At 68.2% G+C, this 26,420-nt stretch carries 23 protein-coding genes and 1 pseudogene; 11 read left to right on the top strand and 13 right to left on the bottom strand.

The annotated features are described in order from the left end of the window. The first annotated feature begins 21 nt into the window (after nucleotides 1-21). The 3 genes from kstR2 to RMCB_RS09260 are packed head-to-tail and all read left to right on the top strand — an operon-like array spanning nucleotide 22 to nucleotide 2,608. Entirely contained in the window at nucleotides 22-645 is a 624-nt protein-coding gene (gene kstR2, locus RMCB_RS09250; protein ID WP_062828527.1) for a TetR family transcriptional regulator KstR2, read from the top strand. Continuing rightward, nucleotides 645-1,793 carry a steroid 3-ketoacyl-CoA thiolase FadA6 gene (gene fadA6, locus RMCB_RS09255; protein ID WP_029369461.1) on the top strand — a complete coding sequence of 383 codons (1,149 nt, stop codon included), beginning with the start codon at nucleotides 645-647 and terminating at the stop codon, nucleotides 1,791-1,793. The genes kstR2 and fadA6 overlap by 1 nt, the downstream gene beginning before the upstream one ends. Before the next feature lie 56 nt (nucleotides 1,794-1,849). Further along, nucleotides 1,850-2,608 (top strand): superoxide dismutase family protein, encoded by a 759-nt coding sequence (locus RMCB_RS09260; RefSeq protein ID WP_407662115.1) that lies wholly within the window; start codon nucleotides 1,850-1,852, stop codon nucleotides 2,606-2,608. A 3-nt stretch (nucleotides 2,609-2,611) separates the two neighbouring features. Here RMCB_RS09260 and RMCB_RS09265 read toward each other — a convergent pair whose 3' ends face one another. After that, the gene (locus RMCB_RS09265; protein WP_234792053.1) at nucleotides 2,612-3,223 is read right to left on the bottom strand and encodes a QsdR family transcriptional regulator; all 612 of its coding nucleotides are present in this window, start codon (nucleotides 3,221-3,223) and stop codon (nucleotides 2,612-2,614) included. 89 nt (nucleotides 3,224-3,312) lie between these two features. On the opposite strand from RMCB_RS09265, the gene RMCB_RS09270 reads away from it, so the two are divergent. Then, a complete protein-coding gene (locus RMCB_RS09270; protein WP_234792054.1) occupies nucleotides 3,313-4,095 on the top strand; it encodes an SDR family NAD(P)-dependent oxidoreductase in 783 nt (260 codons plus the stop codon). A 37-nt stretch (nucleotides 4,096-4,132) separates the two neighbouring features. Next, entirely contained in the window at nucleotides 4,133-5,665 is a 1,533-nt protein-coding gene (locus RMCB_RS09275; RefSeq protein ID WP_062828529.1) for a WS/DGAT/MGAT family O-acyltransferase, read from the top strand. Here the strand turns inward: RMCB_RS09275 and RMCB_RS09280 are convergent. After that, the gene (locus RMCB_RS09280; protein ID WP_062828530.1) at nucleotides 5,634-8,336 is read right to left on the bottom strand and encodes a molybdopterin-dependent oxidoreductase; all 2,703 of its coding nucleotides are present in this window, start codon (nucleotides 8,334-8,336) and stop codon (nucleotides 5,634-5,636) included. The two genes, RMCB_RS09275 and RMCB_RS09280, sit on opposite strands and share 32 nt — an antisense overlap. Then, complete coding sequence (locus tag RMCB_RS09285; protein ID WP_062828531.1) at nucleotides 8,333-9,139, bottom strand: FAD binding domain-containing protein; 807 nt, start codon at nucleotides 9,137-9,139, stop codon at nucleotides 8,333-8,335. Before RMCB_RS09285 ends, RMCB_RS09280 begins: the two co-directional genes overlap by 4 nt. A gap of 84 nt (nucleotides 9,140-9,223) precedes the next feature. Here RMCB_RS09285 and RMCB_RS09290 point away from each other — a divergent pair, with 84 nt between their 5' ends. Then, nucleotides 9,224-10,567 (top strand): guanine deaminase, encoded by a 1,344-nt coding sequence (locus RMCB_RS09290; RefSeq protein ID WP_062828532.1) that lies wholly within the window; start codon nucleotides 9,224-9,226, stop codon nucleotides 10,565-10,567. Here RMCB_RS09290 and uraD read toward each other — a convergent pair. Both uraD and RMCB_RS09300 read right to left on the bottom strand, forming a co-directional pair. After that, the gene (uraD, locus tag RMCB_RS09295; protein ID WP_072278437.1) at nucleotides 10,560-11,060 is read right to left on the bottom strand and encodes a 2-oxo-4-hydroxy-4-carboxy-5-ureidoimidazoline decarboxylase; all 501 of its coding nucleotides are present in this window, start codon (nucleotides 11,058-11,060) and stop codon (nucleotides 10,560-10,562) included. The genes RMCB_RS09290 and uraD overlap by 8 nt on opposite strands. Next, nucleotides 11,057-12,961 (bottom strand): PbuX/PucJ/PucK family nucleobase permease, encoded by a 1,905-nt coding sequence (locus tag RMCB_RS09300; RefSeq protein WP_062828533.1) that lies wholly within the window; start codon nucleotides 12,959-12,961, stop codon nucleotides 11,057-11,059. Before RMCB_RS09300 ends, uraD begins: the two co-directional genes overlap by 4 nt. 102 nt (nucleotides 12,962-13,063) lie before the next feature. On the opposite strand from RMCB_RS09300, the gene RMCB_RS09305 reads away from it, so the two are divergent. Then, nucleotides 13,064-14,026, top strand: a complete 963-nt coding sequence (locus RMCB_RS09305) for a cation diffusion facilitator family transporter (RefSeq protein WP_062828534.1) — start codon at nucleotides 13,064-13,066, stop codon at nucleotides 14,024-14,026. An 18-nt stretch (nucleotides 14,027-14,044) separates the two neighbouring features. After that, entirely contained in the window at nucleotides 14,045-14,494 is a 450-nt protein-coding gene (locus RMCB_RS09310) for an SRPBCC family protein (RefSeq protein ID WP_109784213.1), read from the top strand. Here the strand turns inward: RMCB_RS09310 and RMCB_RS09315 are convergent. From RMCB_RS09315 to RMCB_RS09340, 6 genes are all read right to left on the bottom strand, one after another. Then, nucleotides 14,491-16,716 (bottom strand): AAA family ATPase, encoded by a 2,226-nt coding sequence (locus tag RMCB_RS09315; RefSeq protein WP_062828535.1) that lies wholly within the window; start codon nucleotides 16,714-16,716, stop codon nucleotides 14,491-14,493. The two genes, RMCB_RS09310 and RMCB_RS09315, sit on opposite strands and share 4 nt — an antisense overlap. After that, on the bottom strand, nucleotides 16,713-17,576 hold the full coding sequence (pssA, locus tag RMCB_RS09320) for a CDP-diacylglycerol--serine O-phosphatidyltransferase (RefSeq protein WP_062828536.1): 864 nt from the start codon (nucleotides 17,574-17,576) through the stop codon (nucleotides 16,713-16,715). The genes RMCB_RS09315 and pssA overlap by 4 nt, the downstream gene beginning before the upstream one ends. Before the next feature lie 13 nt (nucleotides 17,577-17,589). After that, nucleotides 17,590-18,288 carry a phosphatidylserine decarboxylase gene (locus RMCB_RS09325; protein WP_062828537.1) on the bottom strand — a complete coding sequence of 233 codons (699 nt, stop codon included), beginning with the start codon at nucleotides 18,286-18,288 and terminating at the stop codon, nucleotides 17,590-17,592. A 24-nt stretch (nucleotides 18,289-18,312) separates the two neighbouring features. Further along, nucleotides 18,313-19,500, bottom strand: coding sequence for a molybdopterin molybdotransferase MoeA (gene moeA / locus RMCB_RS09330; protein WP_062828538.1), 1,188 nt, complete (start codon nucleotides 19,498-19,500; stop codon nucleotides 18,313-18,315). A 28-nt stretch (nucleotides 19,501-19,528) separates the two neighbouring features. Then, nucleotides 19,529-20,953 carry a threonine/serine exporter family protein gene (locus RMCB_RS09335; RefSeq protein WP_234792055.1) on the bottom strand — a complete coding sequence of 475 codons (1,425 nt, stop codon included), beginning with the start codon at nucleotides 20,951-20,953 and terminating at the stop codon, nucleotides 19,529-19,531. Between the two features lie 80 nt (nucleotides 20,954-21,033). Continuing rightward, nucleotides 21,034-21,957 (bottom strand): SDR family NAD(P)-dependent oxidoreductase, encoded by a 924-nt coding sequence (locus RMCB_RS09340; RefSeq protein WP_062828539.1) that lies wholly within the window; start codon nucleotides 21,955-21,957, stop codon nucleotides 21,034-21,036. A gap of 36 nt (nucleotides 21,958-21,993) precedes the next feature. Here RMCB_RS09340 and RMCB_RS09345 point away from each other — a divergent pair, with 36 nt between their 5' ends. The 3 genes from RMCB_RS09345 to RMCB_RS09355 are packed head-to-tail and all read left to right on the top strand — an operon-like array spanning nucleotide 21,994 to nucleotide 24,780. Then, complete coding sequence (locus tag RMCB_RS09345; protein WP_062828540.1) at nucleotides 21,994-22,488, top strand: PH domain-containing protein; 495 nt, start codon at nucleotides 21,994-21,996, stop codon at nucleotides 22,486-22,488. A gap of 32 nt (nucleotides 22,489-22,520) precedes the next feature. Further along, a complete protein-coding gene (locus RMCB_RS09350; protein ID WP_062828541.1) occupies nucleotides 22,521-23,939 on the top strand; it encodes a PH domain-containing protein in 1,419 nt (472 codons plus the stop codon). A gap of 25 nt (nucleotides 23,940-23,964) precedes the next feature. Further along, complete coding sequence (locus tag RMCB_RS09355; RefSeq protein WP_062828542.1) at nucleotides 23,965-24,780, top strand: HAD-IIA family hydrolase; 816 nt, start codon at nucleotides 23,965-23,967, stop codon at nucleotides 24,778-24,780. A 3-nt stretch (nucleotides 24,781-24,783) separates the two neighbouring features. Here the strand turns inward: RMCB_RS09355 and RMCB_RS09360 are convergent, their stop codons facing one another. Further along, nucleotides 24,784-26,181 (bottom strand): DUF2252 domain-containing protein, encoded by a 1,398-nt coding sequence (locus tag RMCB_RS09360; RefSeq protein ID WP_062828543.1) that lies wholly within the window; start codon nucleotides 26,179-26,181, stop codon nucleotides 24,784-24,786. A gap of 50 nt (nucleotides 26,182-26,231) precedes the next feature. Continuing rightward, a pseudogene (locus tag RMCB_RS36345) lies at nucleotides 26,232-26,420 on the bottom strand (hypothetical protein); the annotation flags it as partial.

Raw genomic sequence — 26,420 nt, forward strand, 5'->3', positions numbered from 1 at the left:
CTTGGTTGCTATGCTGTCGGCATGGCGCCGGAAACGTCGAGCCAGCCGGCAAGCAGGCGGGACGAACTCCTCGAACTCGCTGCGACGATGTTCGCCGAACGCGGTCTGAAAGCAACGACGGTCCGCGATATCGCCGACTCCGCAGGAATTCTCTCGGGAAGTCTGTACCACCACTTCAAGTCCAAAGAGCAGATGGTCGAAGAGGTGCTGCGGGACTTCCTGGACTGGCTGTTCGCGCGCTATCAACAGATCGTCGACCGGGAAGTCACTCCACTGGAGCGGCTCAAAGGCCTTTTCATGGCGTCCTTCGAGGCCATCGAGCATCGGCACGCCCAGGTGGTGATCTATCAGGACGAGGCCAAGCGGCTCTCCGCGCAGCCGCAGTTCGCCTTCGTCGAGGCCCGTAACAAAGAGCAGCGCAAGATGTGGGTCGACATCCTGCAGCAGGGTATCGCCGACGGATCGTTCCGGCCCGACCTCGATGTCGACCTCGTGTACCGGTTCATCCGGGACACCACCTGGGTTTCGGTCCGCTGGTATCAACCCGGCGGACCGCTCTCGGCCGAGCAGGTCGGCCGGCAATACCTCGCCATTGTCCTCGGCGGGATCACCGCCGACGGCACCACTGTCAAAGGAGACCAGTAATGCCTGAGGCCTATGTCGTCGACGCGGTACGCACCCCGGTCGGTAAGAAGAAGGGGGCGTTGGCCGATGTGCACCCAATCGATCTGGGCGTACACGCTTTTCGGGCCATCTTCGACCGCAACGACGTAGATCCCGGTGTCGTCGACGACGTCATCGTCGGCTGTGTCGACGCCATCGGGGGCCAGGCAGGCAACATCGGCCGACTGGCCTGGCTCGCGGCCGGGTACCCCGAGTCGGTCCCCGGAGTCACGGTGGATCGGCAGTGCGGTTCTTCGCAGCAGGCGATTTCCTTTGGTGCGCAAGCGATCATGTCCGGCACCGCCGACGTCATCCTGGCCGGCGGCATGCAGAACATGAGCTGGGTGCCGATCTCCTCGGCCATGATCGTCGGCAAGGAATTCGGATTCACCTCGCCCACAAACGAATCCAAGAACTGGCTGCACCGCTACGGGGACCAGGAGATCTCGCAGTTCCGCGGTTCGGAGATGATCGCCGCGAAGTGGGACATCTCCCGCGAAGAGATGGAGCAGTTCGCCTACAACAGCCATCAACGCGCGTTCGCCGCCATCCGGGCAGGCCACTTCGACAACGAGATCGTCCCGGTCGGGGAGTTCGGCGTCGACGAGGGGCCGCGTGAGACCACGCTGGAGAAGATGGCCGCGCTGCAGCCGCTGGTCGAGGGCGGCCGGCTGACTGCCGCACTGGCCAGTCAGATCTCCGATGGCGCATCGGCTGTGCTGCTGGCCTCGGAAGAGGCCGTCAACAAGTACAACCTGAAGCCGCGGGCCCGCATCCACCACATCAGCGCGCGCGGTGACGATCCGGTGATGATGCTGACCGGTCCGATCCCGGCCACCCAGTACGCGCTGGAGAAGACGGGACTGTCGATCGACGACATCGACACCGTCGAGATCAACGAGGCTTTCGCGCCCGTCGTGCTGGCGTGGCTCAAGGAGACCAAGGCGGATCCGGAGAAGGTCAACCCGAGCGGTGGCGCCATCGCGCTGGGCCATCCGCTCGGCGCAACCGGTGCCAAGCTCTTCGCGACCATGCTCAACACCCTGGAACGCACCGGCGGCCGCTACGGGCTGCAGACCATGTGTGAAGGCGGCGGCACCGCGAACGTCACCATCATCGAGCGCCTCTAGTACCACCGCTCGGCGGGTCGTTTAACGCGCGGGCAACGGGGAATCCCGCGAAGATGATGAAGCCCATCGCTGTTGCTGCGGTCGTCGCCGTCTCGGTCATCGGTGCAGGTGCCTGCTCGAATCAGTCCTCCACCGGGGGCGGCGCGTCCGGGACCCCGCAAAGCACCGGTGCCGCAGGCGGTGCACTGAAGACGGACTTGAAGACCTCCGACGGGACCACCGTCGCCAACGCGTCGATCGAATTCGCCGACGGCTACGCCACGGTCACGGTGCAGTCGGTGGGAACCGGGCTGCTCAGCCCCGGCTTTCACGGCCTGCAGATCCACTCGGTCGGCACGTGCGACTTCTCGTCGCCGGGAAGCCCGCTGCAGGTCAGCGGGCACAACACCTATTCGGCCAGCGGCGACCTGGCCGACCTGCAGGTGCGTCCCGACGGCGGGGCCAAGCTCGTGACGACGTCGGCGGATTTCACCGCGGCTGATCTGCAGGGCGGTCAAGGCACGTCGCTCGTCCTCGACGCCGGACCGACCAACCGCAGCGGTGCTGCGTCCTCGGCCCCGTCGGGCAAACCGGTCGCCTGCGGTGTCATCGCGGCCGGCACGTCCACCTCCACGTCGACATCGACTTCTACGGTGACCACAACGGTCCTCGCGCCGGGAGCCCCCGCGGCCACGCCCACATCACCCACGTCCACCACGACCTCGTCGCCGACGAGCACGACCACGACCAGCCCGAGCACCAGCACGGTCACGGTCACGGTGCCGTCGACCACCGTCACGTCACCGCAGGTGCCCAACGGCCAGCCCGGCGGCTAGGAGTCACGCCCGGTGCCCCAGCAGTGCGGCGATAGCCTGCTCGGCCTGGGCGATCTCCAGTGGTTCGCCGGTGATGATATCGGCGTACAGGAACGATTCCACGATGCGCACGACGAGGTAAGCCAGATCGCGCGGCGGGAGCGACGGTTCGAGACTGCCTTCGCCGATCTCGTCGTTCAAGAGCTGTTCGATGGCCGCGGCCAGTCGGGATTGCACGGTGCCCGCGCGCGTGGTGAGGATGCGCAGCGCGCGTTCGGGTTCACGGCGCAGAAACTCCTGGAAGAACCCCGCCTGGTCGATCACCGTGGCGAAGCGGCCGACGGCATGGGAGATGCGTTCGGCGCCGTGTCCGGGTGAGGCCTCGATGGCCGCGGTCAGCGTAGGCTCCGCGAGCGACCACAGGATTTCGGCCAACAGCTCGTCGCGACTACCGACCCACCGGAACAGCGTCGCCCGGTTGACACCGAGTTCGGTTGCCAGTTCCCCCATCTCGATGCGGCGGCCCTCCAGGAACCAGCCGCGGGCAATCCGGAACGCGGTCAGTGGGTCCGGCTTGCGGTCGGTCGACGCGAGCATGCGTCCCAACGGTGTCTCGGCGATGATGCCCCTCCTCATCCACTTGGCGACATCCTACCAACCGCTGCATGAGTGATATATGTCTCTGTTCGTCTCGTCTATGCAACATATCTGGATATGATGCACGAGTGATTCATGCTGACTCTGCTTCGATCCTCGATCTCTTTCGCCTCGACGGCCGCGTCGCGGTCGTGACCGGGGCGTCCAGCGGCCTCGGTGTCGGCTTCGCGCAGGCACTGGCCCAAGCGGGCGCCGACGTGGTGCTCGGTGCGCGGCGCGAGGACCGCCTGGCCGGCACCCGGCAGCTCGTCGAAGCCACCGGCCGCAAGGCCCTCGCGGTGCGGACCGACGTCACCGATCCGGCGGACTGCCAGAACCTTGTGCAGGCGGCCGTCGACACGTTCGGCCGCGTCGACATCCTGGTCAACAACGCCGGCGTCGGCACCGCCGTCCCCGCCACGCGCGAGACACCGGATCAGTTCCGCTCGGTCATCGATCTCAACCTCAACGGCTGCTACTGGATGGCGCAGGCCTGCGCGACCCACATGAAGCCGGGTAGCTCGATCATCAACATCAGCAGCGTGCTCGGATTGACGACCGCGGGCCTGCCGCAGGCCGCATACGCCTCGTCGAAAGCCGGCCTCATCGGCCTGACTCGCGACCTCGCGCAGCAGTGGACCGGGCGAAAAGGCATCCGCGTCAACGCATTGGCTCCGGGCTACTTCGAATCGGAGATGACCGATCAGTTCGAGAGCAGCTATTTCGAACAGGCGATCCTGCCCCGCACCCTGGTCGGACGGCTCGGCCACGCCCACGAACTCAGTGCCGCACTGATCTTCCTGGCCAGTGACGCCAGCAGCTATGTCACCGGCGTCACCTTGCCCGTCGAAGGCGGCATGCTCACCAGCTGAGCGCACCACCCCGTAAGAACCGAGAAGAGAAGGACCCGTGAAGCAGCTCAGCGGCCTCGACGCCACATTCCTCTACCTGGAGACCCCGACGACCTTCGGGCACGTCACCGGGCTGATGATCTTCGAACGCCCCAACGAGGAGTTCGACCCGTACGCCGCGGTGTACGCCAAGTACGCGTCGCTGATCGGTGAGCTCGAACCGCTGCGTCGGCGGTTAGTCGAGGTGCCGCTGGGCCTCGACCATCCGTACTGGATCGACGATCCCAACTTCGACCTCGACTTCCACATCCGCGAAATCCATTTGGCCCGACCGGGTATGGCCGACCAACTGGCCGACCAGGTGTCGCGCATCGTCGGGCGTGCCATGGATCGCAGCCGCCCACTGTGGGAGGTCTACGTCATCGACGGCCTGCACAGCGGTCGCTGGGCCCTGTTGACCAAATACCACCACGCCACCATCGACGGTGCCGCCGGACAGCTGATGCTCAACATCATCACCGACACCGAACCGGACACCGCGCCGCCCGGGCCGGGCCCGGCCTGGCAACCCGAAGCGCTGCCGAGCACCGCTGACCTGCTGCGCAAGACGGCCGTCAACCTCGCGGGCCATCCGGTCAAGGCCCTGCGGGTTCAGACGCGGCTGGTGCGCCAGCTCGCCGACGCAGCAGGCATCGACAGCGTCAGCAGCGCGGCAAGCAAGACCGGCTCTGCCATCAAATCCCTTGCGCGACTTGGCAAAGAGGATGGGCCGAAGATTCCGCTGCCGACCTCGCCCGCGCCGCCCACCCCGTGGAACAAGCCCATCACCGGACATCGGCGCTTCGCGATGCGGACCACCTCGCTGGAGAACATCAAACGACTCAAGAACGCGACCGGCGGCACCGTCAACGACATCGTCATGGCGATCTGCGCCGGCGGGTTGCGCCAGTATCTGCTCGCGCACGACGCGCTGCCGGACCGTCCGCTGCGGGCCATGGTGCCCGTCTCCATCCGTACCGGCGACGAAGAGGATCCGTGGACCAACCGTGTGTCGGCGATCTTCCCCGAATTGCCGACGGACTGCGAAGACCCGCTTGAGCGCGTGGCCCGCTGCCGCGACGCGATGCTCGACGCGAAGCGACTGCTGGATTTGATGCCCGCCGATCAGCTCGGCGACCTGGCCCAGTTCTCGGCGCCGGTGCTCTCGACATCCGCGATGCGACTGGCGTCGCGGTTCGGGTTGGCCCACCGCATCGCGGCCACGCCGTTCAACCTGGTGATCTCCAACGTGCCCGGACCGCGGAAGCCGGTGTACTTCGCCGGTGCCCAACTGCGGCATCAGTTCCCGGTGTCGATCGTCACCGACGGGCAGGGACTCAACATCACCGTGGTGAGCTACATGAACCGCCTCGACCTGGGTTTCGTGGTCGACCGCGAACTGGTCCCCGACGTGTGGGACCTGGTCGACATGCACATCGACGAGATCGGCAGGCTCTTCAAGGCGACCGGGGCGGAATGGGCCGAGGAGCCGCAGCCCGCGCATCCGCGCCGTGGCCGGATCAGGATTGTGCAGCCCGACGAGATCTGCTGACCGCACGCCATACTCGCGCCGGTGTCATCGGCAACTGGTGCAGGCGTACACCGCACGCCCGGCCGATCGCATTGGCCAACGCGGGTGCCACCGGGTTGTACGGAGACTCGCTCATCGATTTCGCGCCGAGCGGTCCGAGCTCATCGTAGGTGTCGGCGAAGTAGACCTCGGTCACCGGAACGTCGGCCAACTGCGGGATGTGATAGTTGCGTAGCGTCTGGGTCAGCACCGTACCGTCCGGCCCGATCTGGATCTCCTCGAACAATGCCGATCCGATCGCTTGTGCCACACCGCCTTCCACCTGTCCCCGGCACTGCTCGGGGTTGATCACCACGCCGGCGTCGGCCGCGTGCACCGATTGCAGGATCCGCACCTCGCCGGTCTCGGGGTTGACCGCGACGCGAAACGCCTGCACATTGAAGGCGACCGAACGCGGTGTGCCGTCGTGTCGTCCGCGGCCGATCAACGATGGTGGGAGAGCGCCGAAATCGACAAGCCGGTCGGCGCAGCGCACGCCGTTGCGCTCCAGCGTGCACTGCGATGGTGACGTGCCGGTGACCTCGGCGGCCGAGTTTTCCATGGCTGTCCGCAACTGCCGGCATGCCTGCACGGTCGCGCGGCCGGCCACCACCGTGCCGGCCGAGCCGAACGCGCCGGTATCGTAACCCGTTGTCGCGGTGTCCGATTGATGGATCGCTATGCGGTCGGCGACGGTGTTGAGTTCGTTGGCGGCGAGCTGTGCGTGCACCGTGGTGGTGCCGTTGCCGAACTCCGCCGTCCCGACACACAGGGTGTACCCGCCGTCGGCGTCGACCGACACCGTGGCCTCGGCGACATGCCCGCGCGGCGGAATCGTCGCGATCATCGCCACCGCCATGCCCTCGCCCACCGACCATCCTTCGGGCGCCGTGGCCGCGTTGCCCCGCCGCAGCGCCTGCTCGGCGAGATCCAGGCATTGATCCAGCCCGTAGCTGCCGAAGGTGAGGTCATCGTCGAGCACGTGCGAATCCACGAACGGATCTCCGGGCGTGATGACATTGCGCCGCCGAAACTCGAACGGATCGATGCCGAGTCGCTCGGCGAGCTCGTCCATCGCGGACTCGATCGCGAACATGATCTGCCCCAGCCCGTAGCCGCGGAAGGCTCCCGAGGGCAGGTTGTTGGTGTAAACGGCTTGAGCGTCAACCCTTTTGTTCGGACACCGGTACACCGCGACCGATTCACTGCAGCCATGGAACATCACGCCCGGGCTGTGATTGCCGTACGCGCCGGCGTCGACCAGAGCGTCGACCGCAAGGGCGGTCAGGTCGCCGGAGGCGTTCGCGGCGACGGTCACGTCGACACGGAACGGATGTCGGCACGGGGCCACGGTGAACTGATCGCTGCGGGTGAACTCGTAGCGCACCGGGGCACCCAGGCGTAGTACGGCCAGCGCCACGAGATCCTCGACCAGCATTTCCTGCTTGCCGCCGAAGCCCCCACCGACCCGCTTGGTGAAGACGTGGACATCGTCGCGGGGCAGCCCGAAGATGTGGCACAGTTCGTCGCGGACCAGGAAGGGGACCTGGGAGCTGGTGCGAATCACCAATCGGCCCAAGTGATCCCGCCATCCGGTGCAGCCGTGCGTCTCCAGGTGCACGTGCTGGATGCGTTGGGTGTGCCAGCGGCCTCGCACCACATGCTCGGCAGCACCCACACCGGCCGCCACATCACCGACCTCGCCGTGTAGCTCGGCGACGAGATTACGGGCCGGGTCGGCGATCCTCGAGTCCGATCCCTTGTCGGCGTGCAGCTTCGGCGCATCGGGGTGCGACGCGAGCTCGGGATCGAATACCGCAGGCACTGGATCGAACTCGACAATGATGGCCCGGCAGGCCTGTTCGGCCACCGCGAGACTGTCGGCGACGACCGCCGCGACGCGCTGACCGACGAATCGGACGGTGTCGTCGAGGATCACGGTGTCGTCGGGATCATCGCCGCGCATCTCGTGGCGGGCCGTCGAGAACGCCACAGACGGGCTGTCGCGGTGGGTCAGGACCAGACGCACGCCCGGAATCGCCTGCGCGGCAGAGGTATCGATCGACCGGATGCGGGCGTGGGGCACCGGGCTCGGCAGGACCGCCAGGTGCAGCAGCCCCGCAGGGGCGTCGTCCATGGTGTATTCCTCGGTACCCGTCACCACCCGCAGTGCCGCCGGCGCACCGATCGAGCGGCCCGCGTCGTGTCCGCCGGGCTTCTCGATGTTGGTGGCTCCGGACAACGCATCGGCGATGGCGCGGTAGCCGGTGCACCGGCACAGGTTGCCCTTCAGCTGCTGGGGCAGGTCCGCAAGCTCGGCGTCGGTGAAGCTCGACGCGGTCGTCACCATGCCGGCCGTGCAGAAGCCGCACTGAAATCCCGCGGCGTCGACGAACCGGCGCTGCACCGGATGCAGATCGTCGGGGGTACCCAAACCGGCCACAGTGGTCACCGCATGCCCTTCGGCGCGAAACGCCGGATACACGCACGAGTGCACCGCAGCGCCGTCGACCAACACTGTGCACGCACCGCAGTCGCCCGCGTCGCAGCCCTTCTTGACCTCGAAGCAGCCCTGCTCACGCAGGAACGTGCGCAGGCACTGTCCGGGTCTCGGACTGTGCTCCCAGGTCTGGCCATTGACGGTGAAACTCACGCCAACTCGGTTCTGATCTGTTCGGCCAGCACATGTGTGACGGCCCGCCGCCAATCGGGGTCGCCGTGTGCGTCGCGAGTCCACGCATCGTCGGGGATGGACGTAAGGTCCTCGTGCACAGCTTCTTTCGACGGTATCGCCGGAAATCGGAACACATAGGGCCGCACCGTCGCCGCGGTCACCGTCAGCGCGAACTGCCCGGTATCGCGGCGTCCGATCACGACCACCCCGGAGCGGCCGAGCGGCGAAGGGGCCAGCTTGCGGAACGCGGTGCGCGACCGTAAAGCCGCGGCCGGCAGGTGAATCGACCGAAGCACGTCACCGGATGCCATGACATTGGTTGCATTGCCCGTGACGAACTCCGCGACCGGCACGGTGTATTCGATGCCGTCGGCGCGCCACACCGTCGCGGTGCCGTCGAGGGCGGTGGCCATCGAGATCATCGCACCCGCGGGAAACGACAGGCAGATGTTGCCGCCGACGGTGGCGGTGGCCCAGATCTTGGGTGAGGCCAGCAGCGCTGTGCAGCACTGGTGCAGCAGGCCTGCCGCGGGCCAGTCGCTGGTGGTGGAGAACCGGGAGAGCTCGGCCAGAGTGCAGGTGGCGGCCAGTTCGACGCCGTTGTCGCGCACCGTGATTGGCTGCCAGCCCAGGCCCGTGATGTCGACCAGGCGGCGGATGCCGATCTGTGGTTCGGAGAACAGCCAGGTACCCCCGGCCAGGATGGCATCGGAGGGATCCAGCGGCCACAGCTCGTCGCGGCGAGTCGGCATGCTCACCACTTCGACCGTGTTCAGGTCCACTCATCGACGGTAATAGCCAGGCCGCCGGGATGCAGGCCGAGTGACCGAACTGCACAGCGCCCGGGACCTTGTGACAATCGGCTGATGCGCATCTACCGCGGTCACCTCCTGCACATCGCCGGCACGCCACGACTCGGGCAGGCCGGCGCACATCTGGTGAGCGTGCCCGACGGCGCGCTCGCCGTCGACGGTGCGGGCCGCGTCGCCTACAGCGGGGCGTACGCCCAGTTGCCGCGCGACACGGCGCCCGCCGATATCGTCGATCACCGGCCCGGTTTCCTGCTGCCCGGGTTCGTCGACACCCACATCCATTTTCCCCAGACGTTCTGCACCGATTCGTTCGGCGGCGGCCAGCTTCTGGATTGGTTGCAGCGCTGTATCTTTCCCGCCGAGGCCAAGCTCGCCGACCCGGCTCACGCGCGCCGAGTGGCCGCGGCCTTCTGCCGGCGCCGCATCGAGGTCGGTACGACGACCGCGCTGGTCTTCGGATCGGCGTTTCCCCACGCTCAGGACGCCCTGTTCGAGGAGTCGCTGCGCGCGGGTCTGCGCACAGTGTCGGGCCGGGGGATACAGACCGTCGGACCGGACGCGGCCGCGCCGCTGCTGACCGACGAGGGCACCGCGATCACGCTGACGCAACAGGAGATCCAGCGATGGCACGCCGCCGACACCGGTGATCCCGCGACCGCACTGCTGCACGCCGCAGTGGTGCCGCGCTTTGCGCTCTCGGTCACGTCGACGACGCTGCACGCGCTCGGCGAGCTCTACGGCTCGGTACGCGACACCGGGGTCTACTTCCACAGTCATCTGTCCGAGAACCTCAGCGAAGTCGCGGCTGTACGGGAGTCCCACGGCGTCGAGCACTATCTGGACACCTACGACGGTCCGCATTCTCTGCTGGGGCGACGCAGCATCCTGGCACACGCCGTGCACTGCACGGACCACGAGCTGAGCCGGATGGCCGAGACCGGTACGTCGATCGCGCATTGCCCGACCTCACAACTGTTCCTCGGATCGGGCACCATGCCGTGGCGGCGCGTCACCGCGCGCGGCGTCAACGTGGCACTGGGTTCCGATGTGGCGGCCGGGGACGAGTGGCTGATACCCCGTGTCGCCAACGACTGCTTCAAGGTCCATATGAGCGAACCCGCTCACGCGGCCTGTTCGATACCGCCGGCCGAGCTGTTGTTCGCCGCGACGCTGGCCGGCGCCCGGGCGCTGGACCTGGAGAGCCGGATCGGCAATCTCGACGCCGGCAAGGAGGCCGACTTCATCGTCGTGGATCCACAACGGCAATCGCTACTGCCCGAACGGCTCGCGCAGATCGACGCCGACGACGCCGAGCGCGTGCTGTTCACGTTGCTGATGGGTATGCGCGAGCCCTCGATCGTCGAGGTGTACGTGCGGGGCCGCCGGCTGACTAGCTGACCGCCCCGCCCAACAGACGTTGCAGCCGCAGCCGGTTGATCTTTGCCAGCTCGTGACGCATGACGCGACGTTCGGTCTCGGGGTCGTTGTCGAGCCGCTCGGTGAGAATCGCGAGCAACTCTCCGGCGGACCGGCCACTGGCACACACCAGGTACACGGAGCCGAACTTGGTTTCATAGTCCCGGTTCTTTGCGGCCAGTTCGGCTTTCACGGCCTCGGCGGCATCGGCGACCCCGGCCTGTTCCCGCGCGGAGGACGGATTGTCCGGCTTGGCGCCGATGCGTGGATGACCGTCGAGCGCGGCGTCGATCTCCGCATCGGGCAATTCGGCCAACACCCGGTCGGCCCGATCCAGCAGCGCCGCTTCGTCGGCGAACGGTGCCCCGGACAGCACCCGTCGGGCCCAGATCGTCGACGAGCAGACCTCGAACAACACGTGCATGCGCCGACGGGCCGTCAGCGCGTTGAAGCCGTCGAGGCCGATCGCCTTCACGTCAACTCGTTGAGCCGGCCGAACCGCGCCGCGGCGATCGGGTTGGCATCGGCCACCAGATCGGCGAATCGGTAGTTGGCGATCTTGGCGATCTCGATGAGGGCGAACGCCTTCTCGGCGGCCGGGGAATTGTCCATCCGCGACCAACCGTTGCGCAGCACCCGGTCGAACCGCTCGGTCTCGCGGGCACAGATCACCAGGGGGAATCCGAAATGCTCGCGATAGGCCGTGGCCAGTTCGACGACGTCGTTGTGGTCGTCCTCGCTGAGGTTGCTCAACGCGACGTGGTCCACGGCCAGTGCGTGACCCGTGTCGTCCTCGGCACCCAGATTCGGGAAGGCTCGGATCAACTCGAGTTGCTGCTCGGAGGAGCCCGTGAGGACCGCGTCCTGAAACGCCTCACGCAGCGACGCCGTATCGGTGAACGGGCGCCGTCCGATGGCCCGCTCGATCGCCCACGGCACATCCTGGACGACGTGGCCGAACACTTCGGTGAAGCGGTCCGGGGTCATGGCGTTGACCTCGCCGAGGGTGATCGAACCGCCGCCGGCCACCCGCGGGCCGCGCGAACCGGTGTGGAAGAAGACGACATTGAGCAGTATCGCGGCGAGGGCCCCGATGCTGATGCCGCTGCCGAACAGCAGGTCCACTCCCGATGGCATCGCCTTGGCCACATCCGGATACGCCGTGACCCACAGCGCCAGCGCCAGGCTCGTGGTCACGATGATCAGGTTGCGGTGGTCGGTGAAGTCGACCTTGCCCAGCGTCTGGATGCCGACCACCGCCACGGTGGCGAACAGCGTCAGCGCGGCGCCGCCGAGAACGGGATTGGGTATCGACGAGACGACGGCAGCGACCTTGGGCAGGAACCCCAGCACGATCATGATGACGCCTGCGGCGGCCACCACCCATCGGCTCTTGACTCCGGTGAGCCGGACCAGGCCGACGTTCTCCGAGAACGCGGTGTAGGGAAACGAGTTGAACGCGCCGCCGATCGCCGTGGCCAGTCCGTCGGCGCGGAGCACATTGCCGATGTCGGAGGGTTTGACCCTCTTGCCGACGATCTCGCCGGTGGCGATCGTCGAACCGGTCGACTCCACAGCGGTGATCATCAGCACGATGATCATGGTCAGGCACGCCACGACATCGAATCTGGGCATGCCGAACAGGAACGGCGGGGTGAAGCCGAATGCCGAAGCCGCACCGACTTTGTCGAAGTTCATATCACCCAGCAGATAGGCCGCGACGCATCCGATCACCAGGCCGAGCAACACCGCGATGGTCGCCAGGAACCCGCGGAACAGTCGCTGGATCGCCACGATGATCGCGATGGTGCCCAGCGCGTAGAGGAACCACCGGATGTTGCTCGCGTCGACCGCGCCGGTGTGCGGGTTGGTCACGGCGTCATGAGCGCCGACCGGAACCAGACACAGACCGATGATCGTGATCAGCGTTCCGGTGACTACCGGCGGGAAGAACTTCAGCAGCTTGATGAAGACCGGAGCGATGAGGAACGTGAACACCCCGGCGACGATCACCGCGCCGTAGACATAGAGCAGGCTGGCCGCTCCGCTGCCGTGGGCCAGGCCGATCGCGATGATCGGTGACACTCCGGCGAACGTGACACCCTGCAGCAGCGGCAGGCGCACTCCGATGTTCCAGAAGCCGACGGCCTGGATGATCGAGGCGATGCCGCAGGTGAACAGGTCGGCCGTGATCAGCTTGACCAGATCCTCCGGCGGCAGGCTGATCGCGCCTGCGATGATGATCGGCACCAGGACCGCTCCGGCATAGAACGCCACAACGTGCTGGAAGCCATAGGTGGCCAGCTTGCCGACGGGCAGCATCTCGTCGACGGGGTGCACGCGCCGCTTCGCGCGGTGGATGATCGAAGCCGACATCGCTCAAGAATCCGACGGCTCGGGTGCTTTCCCGTGTCATGCGGGTTTCGCCTGCGTTGCGAGCAACCCGGCCGCCGGCCCGGCTCCCGCTAGGGTCGTGCCATGAGCGGTTCGGGCGACGAGAGCTTTCTCACCGTCGTTGTCGCGCTCGGCGCCAACGCGCTGATCGCGGTCGCGAAGACCCTGGCCGCTGTGGTGACCGGCAGTGCCTCGATGCTGGCCGAGGCCGCACATTCCTGGGCGGACACCGGCAACGAGGTGTTCCTGCTCATCGGCACGCGCAAGTCCAACAAGCCCGCTGATGCCGAACACCGCCTGGGCTACGGCCGGGCCGGTTACATCTGGTCGATGTTCGCGGCCTTCGGGCTGTTCACCGTCGGTGCGGTGGTGTCGATCTGGCACGGGATCCAATCGCTGGGCGCAGAAGCCGAAGCCACGTCGTACGGCTGGGCCTACGCGGTGCTGGCGGTGTCCTTCGTGTTGGAGGGAACCTCGTTCCTGCAGGCGTTTTCGCAGACCCGATCAGGCGCGGTGCAGCGTCGGATCCACCCGCTGCGCTACGTGCGGGTGACGTCGAACCCGATGCTGCGCGCAGTCTTCGCCGAGGATCTTTCAGCACTGATCGGCATAGTCATCGCGGCGTGCGGCATCCTCGCGCATCAGCTCACCGGCAACGCGCTCTGGGACGCGATCGGCTCCATCCTGGTCGGGCTGCTGCTCGGCGGTGTCGCGCTGTTCCTCATCGGGCGCAACATGGACTTCCTCACCGGGGAGGCGGTTACGCCGCTGGCCCGCAACAGCGCCCTGCTGGCGCTGCGGGAACACCGCGACGTCGAGCGGGTCAGCTATCTGCACATGGAATGGGTCGGCGCAAACCGCATATATCTCGTCGCCGCCGTCGACCTGGTCGGGGACCTGGCCGAATCCAACGTCGCGGCCCGGCTCGGCGGCATCGTCGACGCGCTGCAGGCTCGCCCGGAGATCGTGCGGGCGGTGCTGACCCTGACCCGGCCGGGCGACACCACCGACCTGCTGCCCGGTGAGCTACCTGACTGGTACCGCTGAGTCAGGTTGAATTGGGGCGTGGCCGAAACCAATCCTCAGATCGTCAGCGCCAGCCGGGAGATCGCCGCCCCGGCGGCAACCATCTTCGAGTTGATCGCCGACCCCGCCCAGCAACCCCGCTGGGACGGCAACGACAACCTCGTAGCGGCAGAGGCCGGGCAGCGGGTGCATGGCATCGGCGACGTGTTCACCATGACCCTCACCGTGGGCGCTGTGCGCGAGAACCACGTCGTGGAATTCGAGGAGGGCCGGCGGATCGCGTGGCGGCCGTCGGAGGTGGGCAAGGAGCCGCCGGGCCATCTGTGGCGCTGGGAGCTCACGCCGCTCGACGACGGACGCACGGCCGTCACCCACACCTACGACTGGACAGCGCTGACCGACGAGAAGCGGTTGGTGCGCGCCCGCGCCACCACGGCGGACAAGCTGCTGGGCTCGATCGACCGGCTGGCTGCACTGGCCGAAGGCTAGCGCCCGGCCGCGAATTCGCGCAGCGCCGCCACCTGAGCGGAATCCAGTGAGGGACGCACGGTTTCGCGGGCCTTCGCGACGTCGGCCGCCGTGACGTCGGCCGCGTCGATCGAGCGACGCATCGCCGTCAGCGCCGACTCCCGCAGCAGCGCCACGCAATCGGCCGCACTGTAGCCGTCCAATTCCGATGCCAGCGCGTCGAGCTCGACATCCTCGGCCAGCGGGATGGATTTGCCTGCAGTGCGCAGGATCTCGCGGCGGGCATCGGCATCGGGTGGCTCGACGAACACCAGCCGCTCGAGACGGCCGGGCCGCAGCAACGCCGGGTCGATCAGATCGGGCCGGTTGGTGGCGCCGAGCACGATGACGTCGCGCAGCGGATCGATACCGTCGAGTTCGGTCAGCAGCGCGGCCACCACGCGGTCGGTCACGCCGGAGTCGACACTCTGCCCGCGCCGTGGTGCCAACGCGTCGATCTCGTCGAGGAACACCAGCGACGGCGCGGAATCGCGAGCCCTGGCGAACAGCTCGCGGACCGCCTTCTCCGACGAGCCGACCCATTTGTCCATCAGCTCAGCACCTTTGACGGCGTGCACCGACAGCCGCCCAGAGCTGGCAAGTGCCCGCACGAGGAACGTCTTGCCGCATCCGGGCGGGCCGTACAGCAGCACACCGCGCGGTGGCTGCACGCCGAGCCGGGCGAAGGTGTCGGGATGCTGCAACGGCCACAGCACGGCCTCGGTCAGGGCCTGCTTGGTCTCGACCATGTCGCCGACGTCGTCGAGGGTCACCGCACCGACCGAGACCTCTTCTGCCGCCGACCGTGACAACGGCCGGATCACCGTCAGGGCCCCGGCCAGATCTTCTTGTCTCAGAACAGGTTCCGCGCCGTCGGAACTGGCCCGCGCGGCGGCCCGCAGTGCGCCCTCGCGCACCACGGCAGCCAGGTCGGCGATCACGAAACCCGGTGTGCGGTCGGCGATGTCGCCGAGATTCAAATCGACCGACGGCACGCCGCGCAGCAGGACCTCGAGCAGCGCCTTGCGGGTCGAAGCGTCCGGCAGGCTCAGCCCGAGCTCGCGGTCGCACAGATCGGGTTCGCGCAGCCGGGCGTCGACCGACTCGGGCCGCGCCGAGGTCGCGATGAACGCCACGCCACGGGTGGCCACGGCGCCGCGCAGCTCCGCGAGGATCAGGGTGGCCACCGGATCGGCGGGCCGGTCGGTGCCCGCAGGCAGCAGTGCGTCGACGTCGGTGATCAGCAGCACCCCGCCGCCGTCACGCACGGCCTGCACCGCGGCCGCGACGCGTTTGAGCCGCTCCTCCGGGTGCAGCGCACCCACCTCGGGACCGTCCAGCTCGACGAGCCGCCGCGGTGCGCACACCACCCGGACCATGGTGGCCTTGCCGACACCGGCGGGTCCGGACACCAGTACCCCGAGGTTGGCTGTGGCGCCGAGGGTTTCGAGCAGTTTGGGCTCGTCGAGAGAAAGCTTGAGCCACTCAGCCAGCTTGGCCGCCTGCAGGTGCTTGCCCTTCAGATCGTCGAAGCTGACCGCCGCGTCGGCACGCGCGGGGCTGACGGTGTGCCGGCCGGCCGAGTCTGGGGCCGCGGTGGCGGCCGGGGCGACGGCGACGCCCTCACCCCACGACACGACCGAATTCGGCTGCACGCTGACCGGCCCGGCCGGATCGACCCCGGTCACGGTCAGCAGCTCGGAGGTCCAGGTGATGCCCACCGATGAGGCCAGGGCACTGGTGGCCGCCGAGGTGGAGGTGCCGGGGCCGAGATCGCGGGGCAGCAGCGACACCGTGTCGCCGACCGTCATCACCTTGCCCAGCAGCGCCAGCCGCAGCGTGGCCGACGAGATCGACTGGGTGGCCAGCTTGGATCCCGAAACCGTCACCGACCTCGCGCCATACACCGTCACAGGCGCCACGATGACGGTGGCGTCCTCGCGCAACCCGGCGTTGGAGAGCGTGACGTCGTCGAGCAATGCGGTTCCGGTCGGCGTCCCGGCCGGGGCGATGCCTGCCACCGCCGCGGTGGTGCGCGAACCGGTCAGCGCCACCGCATCCCACTCGCGCAGTCCGAGCGCGGCAAGGACCTCGGGGTGCAGCCGCACCACGCCGCGGCGCGCGTCGAGGGCGGAGGTGTTCAAGCGGGCCGTGAGACGAAGGTGGCTGGGTGCGGCATCCTCGCCGACGTCGACCGTGGTCACCTCAGCGGGGGCTTCCGCAGCCCCAGACGCGCCATCGAACGCCGGTGCGGCTGGGCGCGACGGATCGCACGGCGTTGGGCGCGGCGCTGCCGCGGTTTGTCGTCCCAGGATTCCGGATGCGCGGCCACCCAGTGTTTGGTGCGCACCGCGAACGGGATGTGGATCACGTAGGCCACGGCGATCACCATGATCACGACGTAGCCGTAGAACACCGAGGCCGCCACGCCGATGGCCACCAGGGCCAGCAGGGGCGCCACCATGTTGGGCGGCACCGTGAAGGTATGGATCTTGCGCATGGGAATCCGGCTGACCACCAGGAGCGATACGCCGATCATCCAGACGATCACCACCCATTCGGCGGCCACGCTGTCCCACCAGGGCCCAGGGAACTGCATCTTGGCCGCCAGCGGGACGATCGTGCCGATGGCGCCGGCCGGAGCGGGCATCCCGACGAAGTACTCCTTCTCGTACGCGGGCTGATCCACGTCGAGCAGCGCATTGAACCGCGCCAGCCGCAGCACGATGCACACCGCGTACAGCAGGACGACGATCCAGCCCAGCTGCGAGTGCGACAACAGCGTCGCGTACACGATGAACGCCGGTGCCACACCGAAGTTCACGGCGTCGGCCAGCGAGTCGATCTCCTCGCCCATCTTGGAGGTGGCCTTGAGCATGCGGGCCACCCGGCCGTCGAGGGCGTCGAGGATCGCCGCGACCGCCAGGAACGCCATGGCCTGGGTCGGCAGACCGTCGAGGGCCATCTTCACCGAGGTCATGCCCAGGCAGATCGCGGCGACCGTCAACGCGCTCGGCAGCATCCGGACCGGCATCGCAGGCGGTTTGATGCGGGCTCTGATCATGACAAATCCGCGATCATGGCAGCTCCGCCAAGACGGTTTCGCCGGCCAGCGCCCGCTGGCCCCGGCTGACGAGCAGTTTTGACCCGGCGGGCAGGTAGGTGTCCAGGCGTGAACCGAACCGGATCAGCCCGTAGGTCTCTCCGATGGCCAGCTTGTCGCCGACCCGCGCGTCACACACGATGCGCCGCGCCACCAGGCCCGCGATCTGCACGGCGATCACCTGGACCCCTTCCGGCGTGCGGATGACCACGCTGTTGCGCTCGTTGTCTTCGCTGGCCGCTTCCAGTTCCGCTGAGTGGAACCGCCCGGGCCGGTGCTGCACGGCCACCACCTCACCGCCGATCGGGGCGCGCTGCACATGGGCGTCGAGCACCGACAGGAAGATGCTGACCCGCGGCAACGGGGTCTCTGGCAAACCCAGCTCGGCGGGCGGCACGGCGTCCTGGATCAGGCACACCAAGCCGTCCGCGGGTGCGACCACCACACCCGGCCGGGTGGGTGGCACCCGTGGCGGATGCCGGAAGAAGGCGGCGTTGGCGCCTGCCGCGAGCAGTGCCGTGCGCCGTATCCAGCGGTGATTGCGTCCGAGGGCGGCGACAGCAAGGCTCGCGCCGACGAACGGCAGGCCCGCCGAATGCATGGGCGGAACGCTGGATCGCACCAGCGCCGCAAGGCGTTCTGGACCGGATTGGAGGTCGGGGCGTCTGGCCATCGGGAGGATTCTACGTGCGCCGGGTTATCTGAGGTCCCAGACCGGAACGGGGGCACCGGCGGCCAGTTCGGTGACGTCCTCGTCGATCTCGAGCAGGCAGTTCGCCGAGGCCAGCCAGCGCAGGTGATGCGACGCAGGCGGCCCGTAGCTGGTCACGGTGTCACCGGCGAGCACCCCGCGGCGGAACTGTCGTTTTCCGCGTGGCGAGGTCAGATCCTCGGTCAGAAACGCGGCGCGGCGCGGCCGGTCCGGTTGGGGATGGCCCATCGCGGCGCGCAGCGGGCCCCTGACGAACACCTCGAAGGACACCAGGGCACTGACCGGATTGCCCGGCAGGGTGACCATGGGAGTGCCGTCGACCATGCCCGAGCCCTGCGGCATGCCCGGCTGCATGGCGACCTTGACGAACTCGATCTGGTCGGCCAGGGCATCTTTGACCACCTCGTACGCGCCGGCGCTGACCCCGCCCGTGGTGATGATCAGATCGACGTCGGCGGCATGCCCGGCCAGGGTGGCGCGGAAGGTGTCGACGTCGTCGGCGGACATCGGCGCGACGGTCACCTCCGCTCCGGCGTCGCGCACCGCCGCGGCCAGCATCACCGCGTTCGACTCGTAGATCTGGCCGGGGAGAAGCGGGATGCCCGGCGCCACCAGCTCGGAGCCCGTCGACATCACCAGCACGCGCTGCGGCGGCACCACCAGCAGGTCGGGCAGGCCGAGTGCGGCGGCCAGCCCGAGCGCGGCCGGGGTCACCAACTGGCCTGCCCGCAGCACCGTGGTGCCCGCCGTGACGTCTTCACCGGCGGTGCGAACGTGCTGGCCGGGCCGGACCGACGCCCGGATGGTCACGGTGTCGGTAGCACCGTCGGTGGATTCCACCGGGACGACGGCGGTCGCACCCGCCGGCAGCGGCGCGCCGGTCATGATCCGATGCGCGGTACCGGGTTTGAGCGTCAGCGGATCGGTGCGGCCTGCCGGGATGTCCTCGGCCACCGGAAGCCGGACCGGGTGCCGGTCGGTGGCATCGGCGACGTCGGAGGCGACGACGGCATAGCCGTCCATGGCCGAGTTGTCGAAGCCGGGCAGCGACAGCGGCGCGACGACGTCGGCGGCCAGCGCGAGGCCCAACGTCCGCACCAGCGGCAGTTGTTGTGGCGCACGGGTTTTGAACAAACCGGCGACGACGCTCTGATGCTCTTCAACGGTGCGCACGGCTATCACGATACTTTTCGGCTACCGGCTACGTGCTGCCCCGACTCTGGCGGTGATGGAATCGCCGCGAACGCACCCGAAACGAGCTCCATTCGCCCAGCGACACGCCCGCGGCCAGCGCGGTGCTGATCGCCAGCGCAGCCAGGACCGAGGAGAACCCCACGTAACTCTGTTCGTTCAGAATCGCGTAGATCCCGTGCAGCAGCGACAGACCCGGCAACAGCGGGGTGATGCCCGCGATCGACACGAGCAGAGGCGGGGCCAGGTGCCGGCGCTCCATGAGCCGCCCGACCAGGCCCACGGGAACCGCCGCGATGAACGACGACATCACCGGACCCAGGCCCACGCTCACACCCAGCAGGTAACCGGCAATGGCAGTCGCGCCACCGAAGGCCGCGGCGATGGCCGCGGTGCGCTCGGCATAGCAGGCCAGGGCGAAGGCGGCCGCGCTCGCGGCGCCGAACGCCACCCGGACGGGCCATTCGGCCAGCGCGGGCGGTGCCGTCGCGCCGATGTCGATGGCCGGGGCGCCGAACCGGTTGGCGAGATGCAGCACCAACGCCACCCCGGCGATCGTCGCGGCGGTCAGCATGAGCAACTCGAAGAAGCGTCCCGCGGCGGTCACGGGCGCGCCGGCGATGACGTCGCCCACCGAACCCACCAGCGAGAGCCCGGCGAGGATCACCACCAGCCCGGCCGCGATGGCGACCGGCGGCTCGAACGGCACACCCTTCTTGAGGCACAGCCAGAAGACCAGCAGAGGCGGCGCGGTCGCGATCACCCCGCCGATGGCGTACTGGAAGAAGAACGGCAGCCCCTGCTTGTTGAGGTAACGGTTGACCCGGTCGATCAACATGGTGCTCAGGGCGCTGACCAGGCAGACCAGCAGGCTGCCGCCCAAGGTGCCCGCGGTCGCGAACGCCAGTGCGCCCCAGGCGAGCGTCGCGACCCAGCGCCGGTAGGGATGCGGCGCGGTGATGATGGCGTCCAGCTCGGCGTGCGCCTCCGCCGGGCTCAGCTTCTGCGCGGTGATCTGCCGGATCAGCCGGCCGAGGGCCGCCAGCCGAGTGAAGTCCATGGACCGGGAGTGGACGATGTGCATGGAGCTCGCGGGCGGCAGCGTGGGTCCGCGATACACCGCGATGTGGATCGCCGTGTTGACGACGTCGACTTCGCAATGCTCGATGCCGTACGCGGACACTACTTTGACGACCTGATGCGCAGTGGCGATCGCCGGTGTGCCCGACGCCATCAGCAGCGATCCGATGGTGCCCGCGAGATCGAGCACCGCGCCGACCCGCGCATCGTAGAAATCGTCAGGCGCTTTGCGGTCCGCTCTCAGCAGAGGGAAGCTGTCCGTCGGTGCTTCGGTCTCCCGCACCATCCGGCTCAGGATTCTGCGTTGCCGGGCCCGCCGCGGAGGCTGGCCCGCCGGATCGCGGGTCAACGGCACAGCGCTCCTTAGATCGGTTGTCTGTCGGTGATATTCGATCACATCGGCGACAGCCGGTACACGAGATCGCCGAGTCGCGGTTACACCGGGTAAGTGACCCCGGTGAGTTCCTCGGACACCGTCCACAACCGGCGCTGCAGTTCCACATCATGCGACTGCTTACTGGACTGGACCAGCTTGGGATGGCCGACCATCTCGCGAAAGCCGGACGGTCCGTAGTACTGCCCGCCGCGCACGGCTGGATCGGTGGCCGCGCGCAGTGTCGCGAGCGCGCCGACCGCGGGGCTGTTGGTGAACAGGCTCGCCAGTTGGTTGTAGCCGGGCAGCCCGGTGCCGGGGATGTGGCGCATCAGTTCGGTGTTCGACAGACCCGGGTGGGCCGCCACGGCGATGGTCGGCTCGTTCTTGGCGGCCAGCCTGCGCTGCAGTTCGTAGGTGAACAGCAGGTTGGCGAGCTTGGACTGACCGTATGCGGCCACCCGGTTGTAGCTGCGTTGCCACTGCAGGTCGTCGAAGTGAATGGCGGCCTGAATGCGGTGGGCGATGCTGGCGACCGCGACGACGCGTGAGCCGGCGACCGGCAGCAGGTGGTCGAGCAGCAGCCCCGTGAGCGCGAACGCGCCCAGATGGTTCGTGCCGAACTGCAGCTCGAAGCCGTCGACCGTGGTCTGCTTCGGCGGGTACATCACGCCTGCGTTGTTGATCAGCAGATCGATGCGGGGATACGCGGCCCGCAGCTCGTCGGCGGCGCTGCGCACCGAGTCCAGCGAACCCACATCGAGGGACTGAAGTTTGAGGTCGGCTTTGGGGTTCGCCGCGGTGATGCGGTCGACGGCGTCGCGGCCCTTGTCCAGGTTGCGCACGGCGACGACGACGTGCGCGCCCTTGGCGGCCAGCACACGTGCGGTCTCGTAGCCGAGGCCCGTGTTGGAGCCGGTGACGATGGCGACCCGGCCGGACTGGTCCGGCACGTCGGCCTCGGTCCACTTTGCATTGGCGCTCATGGGTCGACTGTACGGAGCATCGGGCATGCTCGAACCATGACACTTGTCGACCCGGCATACCCCCCGAGTCGCAAGGCGCCGCTGGTGTGGGCGCTGGGCGCCGCCATCCCGTGGGTCGTGTTGGTTCCGGCCCAACTGATCTGGCTGCTGGTGGACCGCCGGATGCTGTGGCTGCACGCCGTGGTGGCAGCCGCCAGCGTCGTGGCGATCGTGCTGTTCGTGGTGGTGGTGCCGCTGTGGCGGTTCCGGGTGCACCGCTGGGATGTGCAGATCGATTCCCCGACGCCTGCGGTGTACACGCGGTCGGGTTGGCTGGTGCAGGAACGCCGCATCGCCCCCATCTCACGGGTGCAGACCGTCGACACCCATCGCGGGCCGCTGGACCGGCTGTTCGGCTTGGCCAACGTGACGGTGACGACGGCGTCGTCGGCGGGCGCGGTGCGGATCGTGGCGCTCGACGCCGACGTCGCCGACCGCGTCGTCGCGCAACTCACCGACATCGCGGCGATCGGCGAGCAGGACGCGACGTGACCGACCCAGGCTGGCGCCGGCTTAGCCCGCGCATGTTGCTGGTACACCCGGTTCATGAAGTGCTGCAACAGATTCCACTGCTGGTGGGATCGGTGGTGCTGGGCTCGGCGACCGGGAACCCGCTCTGGACCGTCGCCGCGGTGACGCTCATGGTGGCGTTCGGCCTGGCCCGCTGGTTCACCACCACCTACCGGATCGAACCAGGCGAGGTGCAGTTGCGCACCGGTGTGTTGCAGCGCAAGACACTGTCGGTGCCGCGCAACCGGATTCGCTCGGTATCCACCGATGCCCGGCTGCTGCACCGGCTGCTCGGCCTGACCGTGCTGCAGATCAGCACCGGCCGGGAAGCCAAGGGCGACACCAAGTTCGCGCTCGACGCGGTCGAAGCCGGTGAGGTGCCGCGGCTGCGGGCGATCCTGCTCGCCGACGCGGTGCCCGTGCCCGAGGATGCCCCTGCCGGTCGCGAGCTGGCCCGGTGGCAGCCGTCGTGGCTGCGGTACAGCCCGCTGAGCTGGACCGGTCTCGCCATGATCCTCACCGCCGTCGGCGTCTTGTATCAAACGGGAGTCGGTGTCGCGCTGGACAATTCGCAGTTGGCCCGGTCCGGGCTGGATGTCGCCCAGCGGCTGGGTGTCGCCGTCACCGTCACAGTCGTGGTGGCCGCGCTGCTGACGCTGTCGGTGGTGCTCTCGGTGCTGCAATCCTTGGTCGCCTACGGGAATCTGGTGCTGCGCCGCGACGCGGACGTACTGCATCTGCGGCACGGGCTGCTGCGGGTGCGCGAGCACACCTACGACATGCGCCGGCTGCGGGGCGGCACGCTGCGCGAACCGCTGCTGGTCCGGATCTTCGGCGGGGCCAGGCTGGATGCGGTGATGACCGGTGTGGGCGGTGAAGGTCAGGCGTCGCTGCTACTGCCGCCCTGCCCCGCCACCACGGCCCGTGACGTGCTGAGCGAGCTCATCGAACAACCCGACGCGGTGGCCGGCCCGCTGCGATCACACGGCCCGGCAGCGGTGCGTCGACGCTGGACCAGGGCGCTGGCCGTGCCGGTGCTGGCCGCGCCGGTGTTGCTCATCGTCGGGGTGCCGGTCTGGGTGTGGATCGTGTGGGGCGTGCTCACCGCCGGTGCGGTGGCCGTGGCTGCCGATCGGGCCCGGTCGCTGGGGCATCGCGTGCACGACGGCTGGCTGGTGGCGCAGGCAGGCAGCCTGGAACGCCGCCGAGACTGCCTGGACGCGGCAGGCATCATCGGCTGGACCGTGCGGCAGACCCTGTTGCAGCGACGCGCCGGGGTGGCGACGCTGATCGCCGCCACCGCGGCGGGTCACAAGCACTACCGCGTCACCGACGTTCCCGCCGAACAGGCCTGGCAGATCGCGGCATCGGCGACCCCATGGTTGGCAGGCGCCGCCTGGGCCGAGGGCCTGGCGCGCCCTGACTTGCGCTGACCGGTCAGGCGTTTACTGTCGCTGCATGGCAATCGGAGGTGTGCTCTTCGACATCGACGGCGTGCTCGTCACGTCGTGGCAGCCCATTGCCGGGGCGGCCGAAGCGTTGCAGGTGCTCGAGGACCACCAGATCGCCCGGTCCTATCTGACCAGCACCACCACCCGCACCCGTGCCCAGATCGCCGAGTTGCTGACCACCGCGGGCATGAACGTCACGGCCGACGAGGTGATCACCGCCGCAGCGCTCACCGCGGACTACGTGCGCCAAAAGTACCCCGGCGCCCGATGTTTCCTGGTCAACAGCGGGCAGATCGGCGAGGACATGCGTGGCATCGATCTCGTCTACTCCACCGAGTTCACCGGGCCGCGGGCCCCCGAGGCGCCCGACGTGGTGTTGCTCGGCGGGGCCGGGCCGGAGTTCAGCCATCTGACGCTCAGCTGGGTCTACGACTGGATGGTCCAAGGCGTCCCCGTGGTCGCGATGCACCGCAGCACCGCGTGGACCACGACGGACGGGCTGCGCGTGGACACCGGCATGTATCTCCTCGGCATGGAGGCGGCCTCGGGCCGCAAGGCCACCGCCGTCGGCAAGCCCGCGCCCGAGGGATTCCTGGCGGCGGCCAACCGGCTCGGGGTGAACACCGACGAGATGTACATGGTCGGTGACGACCTCAACAACGACGTGCTGGCCGCTCAGGTGGTCGGCATGACGGGGGTGTTGGTGCGCACCGGAAAGTTCCGGCAGGCCACGTTGGATCATTGGGCTGCAGACGAATTCGCGATGCAGCCCAATCACGTCATCGACTCGGTCGCCGACCTGCCGGAGCTGTTGGGGCTCTGACCGTCAGCGGGCCGGGTCGTCGGCCACCTCGATGTCGCCTGCTTTTGCAGCAGCCCGCAGCTGATGGAAGTCGTCGAGGGATTTGTCGGCGTAGGCGTACGACCACTCGAGGACGGCCGCACTGACCTTCTCGCCGTTGCCGACGTAGCCGCGCAGGATCGATGCGTTCGCGCTCTGGGCGTGCCCGCGGGCCAGCGCGAGCGCGCACGCCGAAACGTAATCCCCGAACGCTTCGACGGGCATGCCCTCGGTTTCGACGGAGCCTTTCATGTCCTGGAACTGCCTGACGTAGAAGTCGCGGCCGTCACCGCGGGCGGTGCCGAGGAACACATCCGACATCGCCTGCAGCATCCGTTGGCAGTCCACCACGCGGGTGCCCTGCCCGTGTGCCCGCACCGCGTCGCCCAGTGCAGCGGGCTGCTCGACGCGGCCGTACTGTTCGAGCACCGACGCGGTGGCCTCCTTGACCTGCAGAATCAGTGGCTCGCCCGCGGGCCCGGTCAGAATCACCAGATAGCAGCGGGTCCCGACGCTGCCCACACCGACGACGCGCCGGGCCATGTCGGTGATACGGAAGTGCGACAGCACCAGCGCCACGTCGGCGGCCACGCTGTCGAGATACTCCTGGACCGACTCGATGAGCGTTGTCTCCAGGTCGAGATCCAGATGCTGCAAGACCGGCGGATCCTCACGCAACTGCAGGCCGCCGTCGGCGTCTGGCCGCATGATCCGTTCGAAGACCCGCACCGACGTCCGCTTGCGCGCATCCTGTGCCGTGCGGGTGATCACGTTCTGCAGACTGCCCGACACCTCGTTGCGGTAGCGCTCCGGTTCGAAGCGCAGGTAGTACCGGTCGAGCACCGACATCTCCAGCATGGTCTGCAGACCGTCGCGGTAGGCGATGATCGCCTGGCCGGCCAGCGCACGGATGGTGTCCTCGGGATAGCCCGCGTGCCGGCCACCCACGATGGCGCTCGTGACGAGACGCTTGACGTCCCACTCCGCCGGCGCCACTGCGGCCTCGTCGAAATCGTTGAGATCGAACACCAATTGGCGATCCGGCGCGGCGTAGATCCCGAAGTTCGACAGATGCGCGTCGCCGCTGCACAGCACCTGGACACCGCTGGACGGGCCGGCCGCCAGATCGGCGGCCATCACCGCCGCGGAACCGCGGTAGAAGGAGAACGGATCGGTGAGAATGCGGGCGAAGCGCAGTGGCACCAACTCGGGCACCCGGTTGTGATTCTGCTCGACGAGGATCTCGGTGGCGCTGCGTGGGCTGGGAACCAGTTGTGCCAGTGCGCGTCTCGGGGCCGTCTTGCGCAGCGCCCGACCGCTGGCGACATCTCGCTCGCTGTCTTCGATGTCGATGACCCGTTCCCGCAGCGACAGATTGGACATTCTTCGCAGGGTAGGGCGAGTTCGACGCAAACGTCGTTGCGCGGCCGTTGTCAAGCTGCTTGGAGTCGGTTTTCGGGTTTGGGTAGGTTGATGCCGACGGTATTGGCTGGTGCTGGGGTGTGTGGGCGTCGGCGGAATCGTTCGGGGTGTGCCTGGTAGTAGGCCTGGTGAGTGGCTGCGCGGCGGTGCCAGCGGTCGAGCCAGCTGCCGTCGTGGACCTGCTCTGGTGAGAACAGGGC

This window comes from Mycolicibacterium brisbanense (assembly GCF_001570425.1).
GTDB classification, from domain to species: domain Bacteria; phylum Actinomycetota; class Actinomycetes; order Mycobacteriales; family Mycobacteriaceae; genus Mycobacterium; species Mycobacterium brisbanense.

What these genes read in the sequence shown, in the direction of transcription:
- RMCB_RS09345 (WP_062828540.1), top strand. Translation starts at nt 21,994, where the DNA reads ATGACACTTGTCGACCCGGCATACCCCCCGAGTCGCAAGGCGCCGCTG.
- RMCB_RS09350 (WP_062828541.1), top strand. Translation starts at nt 22,521, where the DNA reads ATGTTGCTGGTACACCCGGTTCATGAAGTGCTGCAACAGATTCCACTG.
- RMCB_RS09305 (WP_062828534.1), top strand. Translation starts at nt 13,064, where the DNA reads ATGAGCGGTTCGGGCGACGAGAGCTTTCTCACCGTCGTTGTCGCGCTC.
- fadA6 (WP_029369461.1), top strand. Translation starts at nt 645, where the DNA reads ATGCCTGAGGCCTATGTCGTCGACGCGGTACGCACCCCGGTCGGTAAG.
- kstR2 (WP_062828527.1), top strand. Translation starts at nt 22, where the DNA reads ATGGCGCCGGAAACGTCGAGCCAGCCGGCAAGCAGGCGGGACGAACTC.
- RMCB_RS09290 (WP_062828532.1), top strand. Translation starts at nt 9,224, where the DNA reads ATGCGCATCTACCGCGGTCACCTCCTGCACATCGCCGGCACGCCACGA.
- RMCB_RS09355 (WP_062828542.1), top strand. Translation starts at nt 23,965, where the DNA reads ATGGCAATCGGAGGTGTGCTCTTCGACATCGACGGCGTGCTCGTCACG.
- RMCB_RS09340 (WP_062828539.1), bottom strand. Translation starts at nt 21,957, where the DNA reads ATGAGCGCCAATGCAAAGTGGACCGAGGCCGACGTGCCGGACCAGTCC.
- RMCB_RS09300 (WP_062828533.1), bottom strand. Translation starts at nt 12,961, where the DNA reads ATGTCGGCTTCGATCATCCACCGCGCGAAGCGGCGCGTGCACCCCGTC.
- RMCB_RS09265 (WP_234792053.1), bottom strand. Translation starts at nt 3,223, where the DNA reads ATGAGGAGGGGCATCATCGCCGAGACACCGTTGGGACGCATGCTCGCG.
- RMCB_RS09360 (WP_062828543.1), bottom strand. Translation starts at nt 26,181, where the DNA reads ATGTCCAATCTGTCGCTGCGGGAACGGGTCATCGACATCGAAGACAGC.
- RMCB_RS09260 (WP_407662115.1), top strand. Translation starts at nt 1,850, where the DNA reads ATGAAGCCCATCGCTGTTGCTGCGGTCGTCGCCGTCTCGGTCATCGGT.
- pssA (WP_062828536.1), bottom strand. Translation starts at nt 17,576, where the DNA reads ATGATCAGAGCCCGCATCAAACCGCCTGCGATGCCGGTCCGGATGCTG.
- RMCB_RS09325 (WP_062828537.1), bottom strand. Translation starts at nt 18,288, where the DNA reads ATGGCCAGACGCCCCGACCTCCAATCCGGTCCAGAACGCCTTGCGGCG.